Annotated in this window: 16 protein-coding genes; 8 read left to right on the top strand and 8 right to left on the bottom strand. The window is 57.1% G+C overall.

All coding sequences use genetic code 11. The annotated features are described in order from the left end of the window. Nucleotides 1-120 precede the first annotated feature (120 nt). The gene (locus ACEQU8_RS01330) at nt 121-1,956 is read left to right on the top strand and encodes a hypothetical protein (protein ID WP_370260930.1); all 1,836 of its coding nucleotides are present in this window, start codon (nt 121-123) and stop codon (nt 1,954-1,956) included. Here ACEQU8_RS01330 and orn read toward each other — a convergent pair. After that, on the bottom strand, nt 1,905-2,516 hold the full coding sequence (gene orn, locus ACEQU8_RS01325; RefSeq protein ID WP_370260928.1) for an oligoribonuclease: 612 nt from the start codon (nt 2,514-2,516) through the stop codon (nt 1,905-1,907). The genes ACEQU8_RS01330 and orn overlap by 52 nt on opposite strands. Nucleotides 2,517-2,633: 117 nt before the next feature. Between orn and ACEQU8_RS01320 the strand changes: the two genes are divergently transcribed. From ACEQU8_RS01320 to rsgA, 3 genes are read left to right on the top strand one after another with little or no spacing between them, the layout of a single operon-like run. Further along, a complete protein-coding gene (locus ACEQU8_RS01320) occupies nt 2,634-3,890 on the top strand; it encodes a M48 family metallopeptidase (RefSeq protein ID WP_370260927.1) in 1,257 nt (418 codons plus the stop codon). After that, a complete protein-coding gene (locus ACEQU8_RS01315; protein ID WP_370260926.1) occupies nt 3,887-4,267 on the top strand; it encodes a 4a-hydroxytetrahydrobiopterin dehydratase in 381 nt (126 codons plus the stop codon). The genes ACEQU8_RS01320 and ACEQU8_RS01315 overlap by 4 nt, the downstream gene beginning before the upstream one ends. Nucleotides 4,268-4,271: 4 nt before the next feature. Beyond that, entirely contained in the window at nt 4,272-5,264 is a 993-nt protein-coding gene (rsgA, locus tag ACEQU8_RS01310; protein WP_370260924.1) for a ribosome small subunit-dependent GTPase A, read from the top strand. Here rsgA and ACEQU8_RS01305 read toward each other — a convergent pair. From ACEQU8_RS01305 to ACEQU8_RS01280, 6 genes are read right to left on the bottom strand one after another with little or no spacing between them, the layout of a single operon-like run. After that, nucleotides 5,188-6,165 (bottom strand): hypothetical protein, encoded by a 978-nt coding sequence (locus ACEQU8_RS01305; protein WP_370260923.1) that lies wholly within the window; start codon nt 6,163-6,165, stop codon nt 5,188-5,190. The genes rsgA and ACEQU8_RS01305 overlap by 77 nt on opposite strands. A gap of 3 nt (nt 6,166-6,168) precedes the next feature. Next, nucleotides 6,169-6,780, bottom strand: coding sequence for a CoA pyrophosphatase (locus ACEQU8_RS01300; RefSeq protein WP_370260922.1), 612 nt, complete (start codon nt 6,778-6,780; stop codon nt 6,169-6,171). 18 nt (nt 6,781-6,798) lie between these two features. After that, nucleotides 6,799-7,989, bottom strand: coding sequence for an FAD-dependent monooxygenase (locus tag ACEQU8_RS01295; RefSeq protein WP_370260920.1), 1,191 nt, complete (start codon nt 7,987-7,989; stop codon nt 6,799-6,801). Next, nucleotides 7,986-9,362, bottom strand: coding sequence for an aminopeptidase P N-terminal domain-containing protein (locus ACEQU8_RS01290; RefSeq protein WP_370260919.1), 1,377 nt, complete (start codon nt 9,360-9,362; stop codon nt 7,986-7,988). The genes ACEQU8_RS01295 and ACEQU8_RS01290 overlap by 4 nt, the downstream gene beginning before the upstream one ends. Continuing rightward, entirely contained in the window at nt 9,359-10,066 is a 708-nt protein-coding gene (murU, locus tag ACEQU8_RS01285; protein ID WP_370260918.1) for an N-acetylmuramate alpha-1-phosphate uridylyltransferase MurU, read from the bottom strand. The genes ACEQU8_RS01290 and murU overlap by 4 nt, the downstream gene beginning before the upstream one ends. 11 nt (nt 10,067-10,077) lie before the next feature. Beyond that, nucleotides 10,078-11,106 (bottom strand): aminoglycoside phosphotransferase family protein, encoded by a 1,029-nt coding sequence (locus ACEQU8_RS01280; protein WP_370260916.1) that lies wholly within the window; start codon nt 11,104-11,106, stop codon nt 10,078-10,080. Between the two features lie 99 nt (nt 11,107-11,205). On the opposite strand from ACEQU8_RS01280, the gene ACEQU8_RS01275 reads away from it, so the two are divergent. From ACEQU8_RS01275 to rsmA, 4 genes are read left to right on the top strand one after another with little or no spacing between them, the layout of a single operon-like run. Beyond that, complete coding sequence (locus ACEQU8_RS01275; protein WP_370260915.1) at nt 11,206-13,488, top strand: LPS-assembly protein LptD; 2,283 nt, start codon at nt 11,206-11,208, stop codon at nt 13,486-13,488. Between the two features lie 8 nt (nt 13,489-13,496). Further along, nucleotides 13,497-14,864 carry a peptidylprolyl isomerase gene (locus ACEQU8_RS01270; RefSeq protein ID WP_370260914.1) on the top strand — a complete coding sequence of 456 codons (1,368 nt, stop codon included), beginning with the start codon at nt 13,497-13,499 and terminating at the stop codon, nt 14,862-14,864. Further along, a complete protein-coding gene (gene pdxA, locus ACEQU8_RS01265) occupies nt 14,833-15,870 on the top strand; it encodes a 4-hydroxythreonine-4-phosphate dehydrogenase PdxA (RefSeq protein ID WP_370260913.1) in 1,038 nt (345 codons plus the stop codon). The genes ACEQU8_RS01270 and pdxA overlap by 32 nt, the downstream gene beginning before the upstream one ends. Then, on the top strand, nt 15,867-16,649 hold the full coding sequence (gene rsmA, locus ACEQU8_RS01260; RefSeq protein WP_370260911.1) for a 16S rRNA (adenine(1518)-N(6)/adenine(1519)-N(6))-dimethyltransferase RsmA: 783 nt from the start codon (nt 15,867-15,869) through the stop codon (nt 16,647-16,649). The genes pdxA and rsmA overlap by 4 nt, the downstream gene beginning before the upstream one ends. Here rsmA and murI read toward each other — a convergent pair. After that, the gene (gene murI, locus ACEQU8_RS01255) at nt 16,630-17,469 is read right to left on the bottom strand and encodes a glutamate racemase (protein ID WP_370260910.1); all 840 of its coding nucleotides are present in this window, start codon (nt 17,467-17,469) and stop codon (nt 16,630-16,632) included. The two genes, rsmA and murI, sit on opposite strands and share 20 nt — an antisense overlap. Nucleotides 17,470-17,536: the final 67 nt, after the last annotated feature.

Here is a 17,536-nt window from a genome sequence, read left to right as displayed (position 1 = left end):
CGCGATCAAGCCTAAGGGTCTTGATTTACAAGCAGTTCAGCAAAGGCAGCACAGGTCAACTGGCTGCCTTTTGCATTCATGGCCCCAACTCAGAACTGATTTCCAGCCACAATAAGGCCCATGGTCATCACCGCTGCCACTAACACTCGATTGTCCAGACGGCTATTGTGGGCACTCATCCTGCTCTACATTCTGCCGGGTCTGTTTGCGCGCTCGCCCTGGAAACCCGACGATGCCGCTGGCTTTGGTCAAAGCTACACCTTTGCGCAAACCGATTTGTCCACCTGGGCGATTTCCAGCATCGGGGATCGGCTTTATGTGGAAGGCGGCTTGCTCGCGGCCTGGCTGGCTGGTCTGCTTGGCAAAATAGCGCTGTGGCTGAATGTGCCACACGCCTGGCTGGACGACGCCATGCGGCTGGGCAATGTGTTCTGGATGATTTTGGCCGGCTGGGCCATTTGGAACACCACCTACCGGCTGGCCAAAAGGGTGGAATTGCAACCGGAGGACCCATTGGGCAACGCGCCCACGCGCGTGGATTATGCGCGATCGGTTGCCGACGCATCGGTGCTTTGCCTTCTGGGAACATTGGGTCTGTTGGTGAGGGCTCACATGCAGGTGCCCGAGGTGGCCGAGCTGGCAGGCTTGTCCATCATGCTTCTGGGTGCGGTTCGCGCATTGGACCGACCCATCGGCGCTGGCTGGATGCTGGGCGTGGGCATTTGCATCGCGTTCTTCTCGCGTGGCTGGGCGCATTGGGTGCCGTTTATGCTGGTGTTGTTGGCAAGCTCCACCACCCACAGTGCCATGCGCTTTGGCTTGATGCGCCGCATTGCCCGGGCATCCTTGGTGTTTGCCATTCCCTTTGGGGTCTGGTTTTTGTGGGCCATGACCCAAAAGCAAGGCGAGGTGTGGTGGAACGCCTGGAATCAATGGAACATTAACCGCTTCCTGATTCTTGACCCCAACAAAAGCTTTGACATGGCCGCCTTGGTGGTCACCCTCAAAACCTTGGCTTGGTTTTTGTGGCCCATCTTGCCGATGTCAGCCTGGACCCTTTGGCGCTACCGAAAGGCCATGGCCGAACCAGCCATTCGCATTCCAATGGCGGCGGCTGTGGCCGGGCTGATGGTGCTGCTGCTCACCAACCCCGCCGATGAGGTGAACTACTTCCCGCTTATCCCCCCGCTGTGTGTGTTGGCGGCCATCGGGATTTCGACCATGCGCAAGGGCTTGGTCAGCCTCATCGACTGGTTTGCAGTGCTGTGGTTTACTTTTGCAGCGGTGCTGGTTTGGCTGGGCTGGACGGCCGCCACCTTCGGATTCCCGGCAAAAATTGCGGCCAATTTTGAAAAACTATCCCCCGGTTACGTGCCTGAGGTGATCGGTCTGGAACTGGTTTTGGCCTTAATGGCCAGCTATGCCTGGCTGCGTTTGATCGTATGGCGCACGTCCTCTTTGACCAAGGCCTTGTGGCGACCCATGGTGCTGTCCAGTGGTGGCGTGGTGCTCATTTGGTTGCTTTTGATGACCCTGTGGATACCCAGGATCGACTATGCCAAAAGCTTCAAAAGCCTGGGTGACGCCATCACTGACACAGCCAATGCGCACAGCAGCGAACACGCCAATCCACACAGTGATTTTTGCGTGGGTGATTACAATCTGGGATACGCCCAGCGCGCCACCTTGCAATACCATGCACAGGTCCGCTTTGTGCACCGGGGGCCCAAAGTAGAACCCCGAGCCTGTGAGTTTTTGCTGCTACAAGATGACATACGCTCGGGGCTGCAAACCAAAAAGGAATTTGAGCAACACGCAGCCACCCGCTGGGCCTTGATTTGGAGTGGCAACCGAAATTCCGATCGCCACGAGTTTTTTTACCTTTACGCCAGGCTGCCCGCCTGTCAGGTCGAGGCAGAGGCAGACTCGGGCGGCACAATGAAATGCTCACGGTAAAAGCGCAGTTCATCGATCGACTCGTGAATGTCTGACAAAGCCGTGTGCTTGGTTTTTTTAACAAACTTGCGGGCGGTGCTGGGGTTCCAGCGCTTGCACAATTCCTTGAGCGTGCTCACATCCAGATTGCGGTAGTGGAAGTAGGCTTCCAGTTTGGGCATGTACTTGGCCATGAATCGGCGGTCTTGGCAAATGCTGTTGCCACACATGGGGCTTTTATTGGGGCCAATGAAGCTGGACAAAAAATCAATCAAGAGTTGCTCAGCCTGAGCCTCATCCACCGTAGACTCTTTAACCCGCGCAGTTAAACCGGATTTGCCGTGGGTGTTGGTGTTCCAGGCATCCATACCCGCCAACACCTCGTCACTTTGGTGAATGGCCAGCACAGGCCCTTCGGCGATCACTTGCAAATTGCTGTCGGTGACCACCACGGCCACTTCAATAATACGGTCGTTGAATGGGTCCAGGCCCGTCATTTCCATATCAACCCAGACCAATCGGGTGTCGTCTCGGCTCAGCGTGGTTTCGTTGGGGGTGGCAGGGGCTTGGGCTTGTGACATAATTTGCAGTACATTCAAAAAGTTGAATCATTCAAGGCGACGATTGTCTCACAGCCTGAGTGTATAACCGGCAATTGGCATGCATGTGCAGCCTGTGCCATTCACCCCCGAGCGAACATGATTTTTACAGATGTATTTGTGGCCGTGGTTTTAATCAGCGTGGTGTTGCGCTTGTATTTGGCCAGCCGCCAAATTCGCAATATCGCAGTAAACCGCGCAGCGGTCCCCGCAGAATTCCAGGGGCAAATCAGCCTGGAAGACCACCAAAAAGCGGCGAACTACTCCATCACGAAGACTCGCCTAGGCATGGTCAATGTGGTGCTGGAAGCCAGCATTTTGATGGGCTTTACCTTACTCGGTGGGCTGGAGTGGATACAAAGCCACACGGCAAGCATGGCCGAGGGCTTGCTAGCGGGCCTGCTGTTGATTGCAGCAGTTGGTTTGATGAGCAGCCTGCTGGATTTGCCTTTGATGTTTTACAAGCAATTTGTGATTGAAGAACGTTTTGGCTTTAACCGCATGAGCAAAACGCTGTTTGTCACTGATTGGCTAAAAGGCTTGCTGCTGGGTGCAGCCATTGGCGGCCCATTGGTGCTGGCGGTTTTGTATGTGATGCGCGAGGCCGGCGACTTGTGGTGGGTGCTGGCCTGGGGCCTGTGGTTTGGGTTTAGCTTGCTTCTGATGTGGTTATTTCCAACTGTAATTGCCCCCCTGTTCAACAAATTCACCCCACTGGCCGAGGGTGCCACGCGCCAGCGTATTCTTGATTTGCTGCAACGTTGCGGGTTTGACTCCAATGGCTTGTATGTGATGGACGGCAGCCGCCGCTCCGCCCACGGCAACGCATACTTCAGTGGCATGGGCAAGGCCAAGCGGATCGTGTTTTTCGACACCCTGCTGGCTCGTCTTAATGATGACCAAATCGAAGCGGTGCTGGCCCACGAGTTGGGGCATTTCAAAAAGAAACACATTGTGAAGCACCTTGTTTTCTCAGGCCTGGGTAGTCTGGTGATGTTCTGGGCCTTGGGTGTGCTGGCCAATTCACCCTGGTTTTTTGCAGGCCTGGGTGTGAACCCTGACCTGAGCAACGGCGCCCAGGCCATGGCGCTGGTGCTGTTCATGATGGTGCTGCCCTACTTTACCTTCCCGCTTCGGCCCGTGATGTCTTTTTTAAGCCGCAAACACGAGTTTGAAGCAGATGCCTACGCCGCCCAACAAAGCTCGGCCAGGCATCTGGTGAGCGCCTTGGTTAAGCTTTACCAAGACAACGCATCCACCTTGACGCCCGACCCTTGGCATTCCGCCTTTTATGACAGCCACCCCCCGGCTTCCATTCGTATTGGGCGGCTCAAAATGTTACAGGGTGCGCAGTGAGCGCCGCAAAGGTGGTTCGCCCAGCCTCGGACTGGCTGCATGTGAGTTGCAGACACTGCGGTCGCGATGAAGCCTGGTCGCTTGAACAGGCTCAGGTCCAATTGGGTGAATTCGAGGGTTGGTCACTGGAGGTGGGCAACAACGACGGCCAACCCAGCCAGTTGTGGAAGCGTTATGAATTTGCCAATTTTGAAGGCGTCAAGCTCGCTTTGCATGGTGTGATGCACTTGGCCGACGACGAAGACCACCACCCCGAGGCCTCTTTTAGCTACAACTGGCTGGAAGTCAGCTGGAGTACGCACAGCGCGGGGGGTATTTCTGACAACGACTGGGCTTGTGCTGCCAAGCTGGACGACGCTTTGCGACACGTGGGCTAATACCTTGGGAAAACCATCGCGCAAACCACTCAAAGTGGCGTCAAACACGGCCGAACCTCATCTGGCTGTTGTGGTGGCCAGCCACGGCCGGCATTTTCTGGCAAAAGACGAGCAAAACACCCTGTGGCAGTTGTATGGCAAAGGCAAGCGGCGCGAGGTCGCGGTGGGCGATGTGGTCAGCATCGACCCCAGCGGCGACTGCCAAGCCTGGATTGCAGACATACAGCCGCGCAGCAACTTGCTGTACCGCTCTGATGCACTAAAAAGCAAAATGTTCGCAGCCAACCTGGACCAAGTGATGCTGGTTCTGGCGGTCAGTCCGCCCTACTCCCCAGAGTTGCTTGGCAGAACCTGGGTGGCGTGCCGGCATGCCGGTGTGCCACTTCATATTGTGTTCAACAAGGCCGATTTGTTGCAGGGTGAGGATGAACTTCGCGAGCAATTGATGGACGATCTTGCGCGCTGGACACTGAGCGACACACCCATCCACTTGCTGAGCATCACCGCACAACCCCACGACAGCAAAACCGTGTTGCACCCACTGGTTCACGGCAAGCGCACCTTGGTGCTGGGGCAATCGGGCATGGGCAAATCCACACTGATAAATTTGTTGATTCCGGGTGCGGCCGCCGCCACCAACGAGGTGTCGCTGGCCCTGAATGCTGGCAAACACACCACCACCCACACGCGCTTGCACGCTGGCGACGGGTTTGAACTGATTGATTCGCCGGGATTTCAGGCCTTTGGTCTACATCACTTGAGCGAAGCCGAATTGCTGGCGGTTTTTGAAGACATCCAGGACAGGGGCATGCGCTGCCGGTTTGCCAATTGCCAACATTTAAAAGAGCCCGGGTGTGCCGTCAAAGAGGCGCTAGAGACCGATGACCTGCATGAGCCGAGGTACGCGCTTTATCAATTGCTTAAAGCGGAGCTGCAGGCATCCAGCCCAAAAGGGCCAAGACCAGCCCCACCAACAGCCACAGCATGGCGCATTTGAACATCAATTGCCGAAAAGACTGCAACACCTGCACCGGCAACTCCATGGGTTCATCGTTCGTATCGTTGGCATGACCTTGCCCGCTGCCCAGGCCCACTGCCCCAAAGCACACCGCCGTGAGTGGCGCACGATTGGAAAAACGGCTGTTGATTTTTGCCTGCCGCCAGGCCAGGGCAGCATCATCCAACTGCGAAAGCAAACCGATCGTTAGAGCCAACAGGCGGGCTGGCAACCACTCCAGGGCAAACAATACAAACCGAGCACTACAAAGTGCCCGGGCTTTGCTCTCTTGCCAATCTTCGCTCATGGTGGCGCGTTCATGCGGAAATGCCTGCGATTCCCACATCTCACGCTCTCGCACCACGCTCCAATGCACCATCAAATAGAACACCAAACCGCTGGGGCCGGGCACCATCAAAAACCAAAACACCAGGGCAAAGTACTGGCGCAAGGCACGCTCCACGCCGTGGGCCACGGTGTGATAAACCAGTTCTTCGGGTCGATGGATGTGCACCTCGCTACCATCGTATTCCTTTAGCCACAGGGAAACACGTTCGCGCGCGCGGTAAAAGTCGCCCTGGTTCAAGTACAGCTGAATATTGGTCAACACATCGTTTAACTGCCGAAAACGCAGTCCATACAACAGCACCAGAACACTGAATGCGCCGCCAAGGGCAGGCCAGGTTGACCACAACAGCTGATGCAGAAAGTACGCGCCCAATAGCCACAACAACACGGGGATCCACCACTGCAAATGGGCAAATGAGGGCGCACCCAGTGCGGCCAGGTCGATCTCGAGTTCTTGGTTGAAGCGGGCCAGGCTGCGCCGCGTGCCGTCAAATGCACCCTCAGGCAGCAGGGTTTCAATCACAGCGGCAATCAAAAGTGCAAGGTAACTCACAGTTCATCCGCGTGCAGACAAAAAGTGATACAGGTTGCGCAGCATGGCGGCTGTTGCGCCCCAAATAAAATAGTCTTTGCCAGTGGCCGGATTGGGATAAGGCATGGCGTAAAAAGTGCGTGCGCCTTTGGGTGTTTGCAAGGTGCGTTGCTGGTGGTTTTCGGTGTTCATTAAAAAATCAAGAGGCACCTCAAACACCTCTTCCACCTCAAAGGCATCCGGCTGCAAGGCAAAGCCTGCTTTCACCAAAGCCACCACCGGGGTGACCAAAAAATTGGTGGCCGTTTGGTACACCGGCATGCAACCCAACACTTCCACATGGTCGCGGCCCAAGCCTGTTTCTTCCTGCGTTTCACGAAGAGCGGTCTCGATCAGATCGCGATCCTCGGCTTCTTTGCGGCCTCCGGGGAAGCTGATCTGCCCGGCATGGTCGTTCAAGTGCGCGGTGCGCAAGGTCAACAGCACCTGCAAACCATGGGGGCGGTCCACCAAGGGCACCAACACAGCGGCCTCGGCAGGCTCCCGGTCGGTGAAAAAACGCTCCTCCAGGGGCTCGGGCTGCCAAACCACATCGGGCTGTGCAAAACGTGCACGCAGGGCGTCAGCGGTGAACATGACAAACAAACTCCAGCATTAAACAGCCAGACCAAAGAGCATCAACTCTGCAAATTGCTTGCGCAAGGGCGGCGTGAACTCCATGACATTCAATGCCATTTGCCTACCCGCACCCAACAAGGGGTTGCTGTTTGAAAACCCTTTGACCATCCAGTCTGTCATTTTAACGACCGATCGCCGATCCACCACCCTGGCCCGCTCAAATTCATCGAGTGCGGCGCACAAGCGATGCTCATCCGCAACAATGGCGGGGTCGATGCATCGCGTCAGTTGAGCAGCATCGCGCAAACCCAGGTTGAGCCCCTGGCCTGCGACCGGATGTAGAATTTGCGCTGCATTGCCAATGGCCACACGACGCCCTTGAACCAACTTGTCGCGCCAATTCATGCCCAGCGGAAAAGCCTTGCGGTGGGACAATTCCAGAACCCTGACGCGACGTCCAAACTGCTGGTGCAATAGCGCCATCAAAGCTTGGTCTGGTAAGCCCATGCGCTCCTCCACCAGAGCCTTGGGCGCGCACCACACCAGGGAATAGCGCGCTTGGTCCTGCGATATGGGCAACAAGGCCAAAGGCCCTTCCGAGGTAAACCGTTCAAAGGCCAATGTGTTGCCGCCCTGAAGTAGGCTGGGCTCCACACGGGCGCTAACCTCGCTGACCAAGGCCCACTGGGCATAGTCCACCACCTGGTCACGCTCACCGGCCTCGCCATACAACCCACCCTCGGCGTCCACACGCAGGTTCACGGTGTATTCTTGGCCGCTGTCCAGTTCAAGCACCTCCAAGGAGTCGGTGGCACTGCGGTGGGCAAACCTCACTTGCGCTGGGCGAAACACCTGCACACCGCGCTTTTCAACTGCAGCAGCCAAACTGTTGACCAGCTCGCCGTAACGCACGGTCCACCCCAGCGCGCGCAAACCCAGTTCTTCTGACTTCATGCGAACCTGTCCAAAACTGCCCTGCTCCGACACATGGATGTGATGGATGGGTGTGGCCGTGTTCGGGAAGGCAAGGCTGGTCAGGCGCAGGCGGGTGGCATCGGCCAAGGCCAGCACGCGGGGGTCTTGCGCCGAATGGTCCAGGGGTTTGGCATCAAACAATGCGATTCGGTGTGCACGCTCGCCCCACGCCAATGCAAGCCACCCAGCAAAAGCAAGGCCAACAGGCCCTGCCCCCACCACGGCCACGTCAAAATCGGTGTGGGTGCTCATGCGGCCTTCTTGCGTTCACGCATGAGCGCGTGAATATCCTGGACAGTTTTTGGTGCATCGGCTGTGTAAATTTCACAGCCTTTGGGGGTTACGATGGCATCGTCTTCAATGCGAATGCCAATGTTCTCGAAAGCTTTGGGCACGCCTTTGCCGGGCCGAATATACAGGCCAGGCTCAATGGTCAACACCATGCCAGCCTGGAGTTTTCGGCTGGTGTGGTGGCTTACCCCGTCTTGTGGCTTGGCCGATGGGTCGCGGTAGCTGCCGCAATCATGCACATCCATGCCCAACCAGTGGCTTGTGCGGTGCATGTAGAAGCGCTGATAGGCGCGGGTGTCCAGCGCCTCCTGAAGCGGCATTTTGAGTAGCTTCAGGTCGATCAGGCCCTGGGTAAGCACCACCACCGCCGCGTTGTGCGGGTCGTTGAAGCGAGCCCCCGGTTTGGTGGCCTCAATGGCGGCGTACTGAGCGTTAAGCACCACCTCGTACACGGCCTGCTGGGCCTTGCTGAACGTGCCACTGACCGGGAAGGTGCGGGTGATGTCGGAGGCATAGCAGTCCAGCTCACAACCCGCATCGATGAGCAACAAATCCCCCTCCCGAAGTTGGGCATCGTTGGCGCGATAGTGCAACACGCAAGCATTGGCACCCGATGCGACAATCGATCCATAAGCAGCCGCTTCCGAGCCATTTTTGCGGAAGTGGTACAGCAACTCGGCCTCGACTTCGTATTCGTAACGCCCAGGGGTGGCAGCCAACATGGCCGCCATGTGCGCCTGAGCCGAAATTCGGGCGGCCCGGCGCATGGTGTCCAGTTCGGTTTTGTCTTTGATCAAGCGCATTTCATCCAGGCTGTGGCTTAAATCAAGAATGGCATGGGGCGCCGCAATACCCAGGCGCGCCTGACCTCGAAGGGTGCTTAACACCTCTGCCACAGCCTGTTCCAAAGCGTCGTCTTGACCGAGCCGCAAAAACACGGCGTTTTGGTTGGCCAGGAGTTCTTGTAGTTTTTCTTCCAGGTCGTCGATGGCATGGGCCTCGTGAACGGCAAAGCGTTCTTGCGCCACCGCAGGACCAAAGCGAAAACCGTCCCAAATTTCGCGTTCTTCGTTTTTGGCTCGGCAAAACAGCACACTTTTGGCATCGCCTCGAGGGGGCACCACCAGGGCCAAACAGGCCTCAGGCTCTGGAAAGCCGGTGAGGTAGTAAAAATAACTGTCACTTCGAAAAGCGTAGTCGCTGTCGCGGTTGCGCATCACCTCTACCCCCGATTGCAACAGCGCCACGCCACCGCCCTGCTTTTGAAGGCGTTTGGCCAGCTCAGCCCGGCGTTTTGCATAAATGGAGGGTGGGTTTGTGGGATACCTGCTCATGGTTGCTCTGCCTGTTGCTGCTTCAGTAAATAATCATCCAGTTCTTGGAGGCGTTGGGGGGTGCCCACGTCCATCCAGAACCCGGTGTGCAATTCACCCTTTACTTTGCCCTCTGCCATCGCACTACGCAACAAGGGGGCCAACTTGGCCACAGTGCCTGGGCTGATTGCCTCAAACAAATTGGGCGCATACACGCCGATTCCAGAGAATGTGTAGCTGGGCAAACCACTGGCGGCCCGGGATAGCACCATGTCGCCTTGCAAGGCAAAATCGCCTTCAGGGTGGTGTGGCGGATTGGGCACCAAAACGAGGTGGGCCAGTTGCCCCGGCGACCAGCTCGACAACACTTGCACGGCCCTCGCCATGGGCCAATTGGTGCTTACATCGCCATTGACCACCAAAAAAGGCCTTTGGCCCAATAAGTGCAAGGCCTGTGCAATGCCGCCTGCGGTCTCCAGAGCCTGCACTTCAGGTGAGTAGTCAATGCGCAACCCTTGGTCCGCACCGTCCCCAAGAGCCTGCTCAATTTGCCAACCCAGATGGGCATGGTTCACCACCACTTCAGTGATGCCAGCCTGTTGCAAAGCATCCAAATGCCACTGCAGAAGGGGCTTGCCCCCGGCTTTAAGCAAAGGCTTGGGGCACTGGTCCGTCAGCGGACGCATACGCTCACCACGCCCGGCCGCCAGGATCATGGCTTTCATGGCACTGCCTTTCAAAATGTGTAGCCCACCTGAGCGGCGCGGTTCTCTAACCTGTCCAGAATCAGCAGCAGCGGCTTGAAGGCCATGTAGCGGTGCGCGACCATGCGCACATAGGCCAACACCAAAGGCAAATCGTTCAAATACTGCGATTTGCCATCACGGTGGTTTAAACGCGCAAAGATGCCCAAAATTTTGAGGTGGCGCTGCATGCCCATGAAGTCCACCTGCCGGTAAAACTCGCTTGCATCCGAAGGCACGGCAAGGCCAGCCTTGCGGGCCGACTCCCAGTAGCGAATTGCCCAGTCCAGAGTTTGGTCCTCGGGCCACTCCACATAAGCGTCGCGCAAAATACTGACGAGGTCATAGCTGATGGGCCCAAGCACCGCATCCTGAAAATCCAGAATGCCGTGGCGCGCCCTGTCGCCCTCGAAGCCCAAAAACATCAGGTTGCGGCTGTGGTAATCGCGGTGAACAAACACCTGAGCTTCAGCGCAAGCGCTCTGTACCAGCATGTGCTTGATGTTCTCCAGCCATTGTTGTTCTTGGGACGTTAAGGCGTTGCCGAAGTGGCGCTCAACATACCATGCATCAAACAAATCCATTTCCATGCGCAATTTTTCGGCACTATACAAGGGCAAGCCTTGCGTGGCCGTGTTGGCCTGCATGTGCACCAAATCATCGCAAGCGCTGCGGTAAAAGGCCTCCACTTGGTCAGGGTGCTGCTTTAAAGCCTGCAACATGGTGGTGTTGCCGAAATCTTCAAGCAACAAAAAACCCTGATCCACCTGCTCGGCCAACACGCGTGGAGCGCGGCTGCCGCCTTGGGCCAACAAGCCTGCCACCTGCACAAAAGGGCGCACGTCCTCTTTGTCTGGCGGGGCATCCATCACCACAAAAGTTTGCCCGGCCTCGCCTTCCAGCCGAAAGTAGCGGCGAAAACTTGCGTCGCTGGACGCTGGGGCCAGCGTGCTGGTATTCAGTTGAAATTGCCCCAGGCTGGTCAGCCACTGGGTTAACAATTCTTGACGCGAAGCACTCATGAAACGGCAAACTTCCTTTTATTGGACTCAGGATGCCTATAATAGTAGGATCTGCGGGCACCAAGCCCACCTCACACCCTATTTGAGTACATACCCAGCTTGAAGAAGAGCAACATTCATTCTCAGCCAACAGGCCAGGGCATCCCCCACCTGAAGCCGCTGTGCGCCCTGCTGTTGCTGTGCCTTGGTGGCCACGCGGTGGCGCAGCAGCCTGCCCAGCCAGCACCTGCCCGGCTCAAGCTGGATGGTGGTTTGTTGGGTGTAAAAAATGCGATCCCCGAAGATGAAGCCACCTACATTTCTGCCGACCGCCTGTTTGGCAACAGCGCAGAAGAGACCCGTCTGGAGGGCAATGTCGAAATTCGTCGCAAAAAAATCCAGATCAACAGCGATGCCATCGATTATTCGCCAATCACCGATCGGGCCACGGCCACTGGCAATTTAAAGGTGCAGCAAGAAGGCATGATTTTGCGCGCACCGCAGGGCTCGGTCAAACTGGGCACGGGCGAAACCCAACTGACCCAGCCCAGCTTTGAACTTCAAGACATTGGGGGCAAGGGCAAGGCCAGCGCCATGCAATACGACGGGATTTCCACGCTCACGCTTGAAAACCCCAACTACACCGTGTGCGAAGTGCCCAACCCCGAGCAAGCCGATCAGGGCGACTGGTACATCACCGCCAACCGACTCGAAATTGATCAAAGTGCCGAGGTGGGCCGCGCCGAGGGCGCCAAGGTGGTGTTCCAAAACGTCCCAATTCTGGCTGCGCCCAGTTTTTCTTTCCCGACCACAGACCGGCGCAAAAGTGGTTTGCTGCCCCCGTCTTTCGGTACGGTGTCCAACAGCGGGCTGGAAGTCACCGTTCCCTACTACCTCAACATTGCGCCGGACAAAGACCTCACGCTTTACCCCAAGTTTATTTCTGGTCGGGGCTACCAATTGGGAACCCAAACCCGCTACCTCACAGAAAACAATCGTGGTGAGGTGAAGTACGACTTTTTGCCTGATGACAAGAAGAACGGCAACAATCGATACGCATTGTCGCTCTTGCACCAGTACGACCAAGGGCCATTGTTTGCCGGGTTGAATGTAAACCGCGTGTCTGACAATCAATACTTTGTCGATTTTTCGCGCACACAGGCGGTGGCCTCCCAACGGGTGCTGCTGCAAGAAGGCTACGTGGCCTACCGCCGCAACAACTGGAACGCCAATGTGCGTGCGGTGTCGCACCAAACCCTGCAGTTTGCAAACGACGTCATCATTGAGCCCTACGACCGGCTACCCGAGGCCACCATCGAGCTGAACCCCACCCGTGTCGGTCGGGCATTTGTGTCGGTGTCGGGGCAATACACCGACTTTGCCCGCCCCACCTCGGCACCGGCGCGGGTTGAAGGCTCCAGAGGGGTCAGCAGGGCTCGGGTATTCTTGCCCATGCAAACTGCCGCATTTTCTTTTACGCCCGCATTTTCGGTGCAGGCGAATACCTACGATTTACGGGGCCAAGCGCCTGGTGCAAGCGCCAGCCCGGGCAGTGTGATCCCCACGGTGTCACTGGACAGCACCGTGTACTTCGACCGAAAAACCACCCTGTTTGGCCGCAAGGTTAACCAAACCCTTGAGCCGCGGCTGTTTTACCTCTACACGCCGTTTAGAGACCAGTCTGACCAGCCGATTTTTGACACGGTGGTCACCGATCAAAGCCTTACACGAATTTTTTCCGAAAACCGCTACGCCGGGTCTGACCGGGTGGGCGATGCCAACCAACTCACCGTCGCGGTGACCAGTCGATTTTTTGACGACACCTCCAGCGAAGAGTTGCTGAGCATTACAGGTGGCCAGCGTTTAAACATCAGCACGCCCAAGGTGATTTTGCAGGGCTTTGAAGCCCCGACCACCAGCGATTCCGACTTTTTTGCCAACGCTCGGGGCCGCATTAGTCAATCTGTTTACCTGGATGGCACCACCCAGCTTAATGCCGAGTCCGGCAGGCATGAACGGGGAAATATCTCTCTGAGTTATGCACCCTCCATCGGTAAACAACTCAACTTGGGTTATCGTTATACCCGAGCGCAGATTGACCAGTTCGACGTGTCTGGCCAGTGGCCTTTGTCACAGCGTTGGAGCGGCGTGGGCAGGCTGAATTACTCCATGCTCGATAACCGCCTCATTGAAGGCGTGGCAGGCCTGGAGTACAGCGAAGGTTGTTGGGCCGCCCGGGTGATTGCCCAACGCTTTGCAACAGCGCCGCAGCTGGAAACTACTTCTTTATTTGTTCAACTGGAGCTGACCGGCTTGGGTCGCATCGGTTCCAACCCGGCTGATCTGCTCTCGCGGCGGGTACCTGGTTACACGCCATTCACATCAGCCCAAGCAACGCGATAACCTGGAACATGAAGCACATTCAACTTTGCATGACAGCCTTGGCCACTTTGGCCACTCTTGGCGTGGCCCAGGCCCAAGGGCTGAAGCCCCCGGCAGCGAACGCCCAGCCTTTGGGAAAAATGAGCTCACAACTTGGCGCAAGCAACGCTGGAGACTCTTCCACCATTGATGGCATTGTGGCTGTGGTGAACAATGACATCATCTCCCGCAGCGAATTAAACAGGCAGGTGGCCATGATTGAGCGGCAAATGACCCGCCGTGGCGCACCCCTGCCCGACCGCATGGAGTTGCGCCGCCAGGTGCTGGATCGAATGGTGATGGACCGCGCACAACTGCAACAGGCCGAACAGTTGGGCATCCGTGTGGACGAGGCTCAAGTGGAAGCGGCCATGGCTCGCGTGGCCGAGCAAAATGGCCTCAGCCTGGAGGCATTTCTGGCTCGCCTGCAAGAAGAGGGTGTACCTCCCTCGCGCTTTCGTGACGAAGTAAAAAACGAAATCACCTTGGCTCGCCTGCGTGAACGCGAGGTGGAGCAACGCATCCAGGTGTCTGATGCAGAAATTCAAAACTACCTGGCAAGCCGAAGCAACAGCGCGGCCAGCAAGCCCGAGGTGAACTGGGTGCAGTTGCTGGTCCGTGCACCAGAGGGTGCGCCGGCCGAGCAATTAAGCCAGGCCCGCAGCAAAGCGCAAGCGCTTGAAAAAGCCCTGCGCGATGGGCGAAGCGTCCAAGATCTTCTCAAGGCGGACCCGGAACTGGACATTGCCGGTACGGGTGCCATGGGATGGTCCGGGTTTGATGCTGTGCCCTCTTTGTTCACAGAATTTTTATCCAAGGCGCAAGACAATGCGGTTAGCACAGTACGCAGCCCCAACGGTTTCCATGTGCTGAAGGTCTTGGGCCGTCGCGACGGCGGTGCAGCCCTGGACAAAACCCCGGTGGTGCAAACTCGGGCGCGCCACATCTTGATTCGCACGTCCCCCGATGTGTCTGAAGCCGAGGCCAAGCGCCGCCTGAATTTTGTGCTCGAACAATTGCGCGCAGGGCAATCGGATTTTGAGACACTTGCCAAGCGCTTTTCTGTGGATGGCTCCGCCTCTAAAGGTGGTGACTTGGGTTGGCTGTACCAAGGCGACACAGTGCCTGAGTTTGAACGAGAAATGAACCGCTTGCAGCCCGGTGAGGTGAGCAATGTGTTCGAAAGCCGATTTGGATTCCATGTTGTACAAGTGGTAGAGCGCCGCCAACAGGCCGCATCTGAAGAGCGGCAGCGGCAAGCTGCGAGGCTGGCGCTTCGCAACAGCAAATCTGAAGAAAATTACCAAGAATGGTTGCGCCAGTTGCGTGACAGAACTTACATTGACATCCGCCTGTAAAAAGCCTTTGCGCCCCTTGCTGATCACCAGCGGCGAGCCCGCTGGCATCGGGCCAGAGCTATGCGCCATGCTGGCTGACAGCGACCTGCCCCAAAGGCTTGGGCGTGCGCTCCTTGTGCTCGGCGACACCCAACTGTTGCGTGTACGTGCGCAGCAGGCGGGCATTCCGGCCAAGGGTTACGAATCAGCAAAATCGATCAGCCAGGTTGAACAACTCGGCGAGCTGCCGCCAGGTCTTCACTTTTGGCACCATCCCTTGCTCACGAGCTGCCAGACAGGCCAAACCACTGCGTTAAACGCCCCCTACGTGCTGAGCTTGCTCAACAGCGCCTGTGATGCTTGTTTGCAAGGCGACGCGGCAGGCATGGTGACCGCGCCCATTCAAAAATCCGCCATCAGCCCGCACTGGCCTGGCTTTATGGGGCACACCGAGTACCTCGCCCAGCGTTGCGGCCAAGATGAGGTGGTGATGATGCTGGAAGGCGCTCATCTTCGAGTGGCCCTGGCCACCACCCACCTGCCTCTTAGTGCGGTGCCCAAAGCCATCACAGTGCCCGGGCTTACCAACACTTTGACCATTCTGCTGGATGCTTTAAAGCGCCACTGGGGCAAACCCAAACCACGCGTGCTGGTCACAGGCTTAAATCCCCATGCGGGCGAAGCAGGCGATTTGGGCCATGAAGAAATTGAAGTGATTGAACCCGTGATCCGGCAATTTCAAGCCCTGGGGCATGACGTGCTCGGCCCCTTCCCGGCCGACACGTTGTTTCAACCCAAACACCTGCAGGGCGCTGACGCGGTGCTGGCCATGTACCACGACCAGGGCTTGCCCGTGCTTAAACACGCCAGCTTTGGACAAGGCGTCAACATCTCGCTGGGCTTGCCGATTATTCGCACCTCTGTAGACCACGGGACAGCACTGGACCTGGCAGGCACCAAGAACATGGACCCCAACAGCTTGTTTCAAGCCATTGAATGCGCCCACCGCATGGACCTTCACGCATGACACATCAGGCCCGCAAACGATTTGGCCAGCATTTTTTAACCGACCAAAACATTTTGGCAGAGCTGCTGGGCGAAATGCGCCCCAAACCCACCGACCGGGTGCTTGAAATTGGCCCGGGCCTTGGTGCCCTAACCGCCTGGTTGCTTAAGGCACTGCCACACCTGCATGTGGTGGAAATTGATCGCGACCTGGCGCAGCGACTGCGCACAGGCCCCTGGAAAGACAAACTCACCATTCACGAAGTGGATGTGTTGAAGTTTGATTTTTCCCAGCTGGATGCGCCACTTCGAGTGGTCGGCAATCTGCCCTACAATATTTCTTCGCCCATTCTTTTTGCTTTGCTGGACCATGCAGATCGGGTGCAAGACCAGCATTTCATGCTCCAAAAAGAAGTCATCGACCGCATGGTGGCCAAACCCAAAGAAGCGGCTTATGGTCGCTTGTCGGTGATGCTTCAGGCCTATTACGACATGGAGCATTTGTTTGATGTGCCTCCCGAATGCTTTGACCCGCCGCCACGCGTGATGTCTGCCATCGTGCGCATGGTGCCCAAGGCAGCACAGGAGCGGCAGGCCATTGAACACCGTACCTTTGCAAAAGTGGTCAGCGCTGCGTTTTCTCAACGTCGCAAGATGCTGCGCAACACATGGGCGGGCGTGGTACCAAGCGATGTAGCCCACGCCGCAGGCGTTGAGTTGACCTGTCGAGCTGAAGAAATTGCACCGGAACAATTTTTGGCGGTGGCACGCGCGCTTGCCTCTACACCCGCAGCGGGCTGACTTGTGCCTCGCGCCACTGCGACCCCATCAAGGCTTGCAGCTTGGCATGAAAAGCCGCGGGGTCGCCCGTGGTAAAAAACTGCACCCGCAAGTAAGGTGCCTGCTCGCCTTTCAGCGTCGTGGCGGGCTGGCAAAGCCCAGCCTCTTTTAAGCGCTGCTCAAGCTGACGCGCAACGGGCAGGCCGGTTTCGATGACGGCCACGTTTGCACCCACATGCGCCTGAATTAAATGGCGTACAAATGGGTAGTGGGTGCAACCCAGCACAATCACATCCACCCCTTGTTCAAGCAAGGTGTCCAAAACTGGTGCAAGACGTGCCTGCACGCGCGCTGGGTCCATGGGGCTTTGTTCAATCAGTTCGACCAAGCCAGGGCAGGGCACAGCCAAAACACGCGCCAAGGGATCAAATCGCTCTACCAGGGCTTTAAACCGCTCACTGGCCACGGTGTTGCTGGTCGCCAGAATACCCACCACACCACTGCGGGTCATCATGCTTGCAGGCTTGACCGCAGGCTCAATGCCAACAATCGGCCAAGCCCCATGCACCTGGCGAGCGCGGGTTGCCCCTGCAGCCGTGGCCGTGTTGCAAGCAATCACCATGGCTTTGGTGGGCACCCCCCTGGCCCAGTCACACAGGGTCAACACACGCTGTTCAATAAAGGCTTGAGGCTTGTCGCCGTAGGGCAAATGCACTTCATCGGCCAAAAAAACAAAATTCTCATTGGGCAACTGGGTCAACATGGCTTGCAAGACCGACAGCCCACCTACGCCAGAATCAAAAACAGCCACTGGCTGCACGGCACGACTACTCTCAAACATGGCCACCCGCCTTGCTCACAGGGCAAAAGCCAATTAACCCGCTAAAACACCGCTTGCTTTGGGTATG

The sequence above is a fragment of the Limnobacter sp. genome, assembly GCF_964228395.1.
Lineage (GTDB): Bacteria > Pseudomonadota > Gammaproteobacteria > Burkholderiales > Burkholderiaceae_B > Limnobacter.
Note: the sequence above shows the minus strand (reverse complement) of the source record. Positions and strands in the feature narration are given on the sequence as shown.

Coding starts and splice junctions, on each gene's coding strand:
- ACEQU8_RS01330 (WP_370260930.1), top strand. CDS start 121: ATGGTCATCACCGCTGCCACTAACACTCGATTGTCCAGACGGCTATTG.
- ACEQU8_RS01300 (WP_370260922.1), bottom strand. CDS start 6,780: ATGTTCACCGCTGACGCCCTGCGTGCACGTTTTGCACAGCCCGATGTG.
- orn (WP_370260928.1), bottom strand. CDS start 2,516: ATGTCACAAGCCCAAGCCCCTGCCACCCCCAACGAAACCACGCTGAGC.
- ACEQU8_RS01295 (WP_370260920.1), bottom strand. CDS start 7,989: ATGAGCACCCACACCGATTTTGACGTGGCCGTGGTGGGGGCAGGGCCT.
- ACEQU8_RS01290 (WP_370260919.1), bottom strand. CDS start 9,362: ATGAGCAGGTATCCCACAAACCCACCCTCCATTTATGCAAAACGCCGG.
- murI (WP_370260910.1), bottom strand. CDS start 17,469: ATGTTTGAGAGTAGTCGTGCCGTGCAGCCAGTGGCTGTTTTTGATTCT.
- rsmA (WP_370260911.1), top strand. CDS start 15,867: ATGACACATCAGGCCCGCAAACGATTTGGCCAGCATTTTTTAACCGAC.
- ACEQU8_RS01280 (WP_370260916.1), bottom strand. CDS start 11,106: ATGAGTGCTTCGCGTCAAGAATTGTTAACCCAGTGGCTGACCAGCCTG.
- murU (WP_370260918.1), bottom strand. CDS start 10,066: ATGAAAGCCATGATCCTGGCGGCCGGGCGTGGTGAGCGTATGCGTCCG.
- ACEQU8_RS01270 (WP_370260914.1), top strand. CDS start 13,497: ATGAAGCACATTCAACTTTGCATGACAGCCTTGGCCACTTTGGCCACT.
- ACEQU8_RS01320 (WP_370260927.1), top strand. CDS start 2,634: ATGATTTTTACAGATGTATTTGTGGCCGTGGTTTTAATCAGCGTGGTG.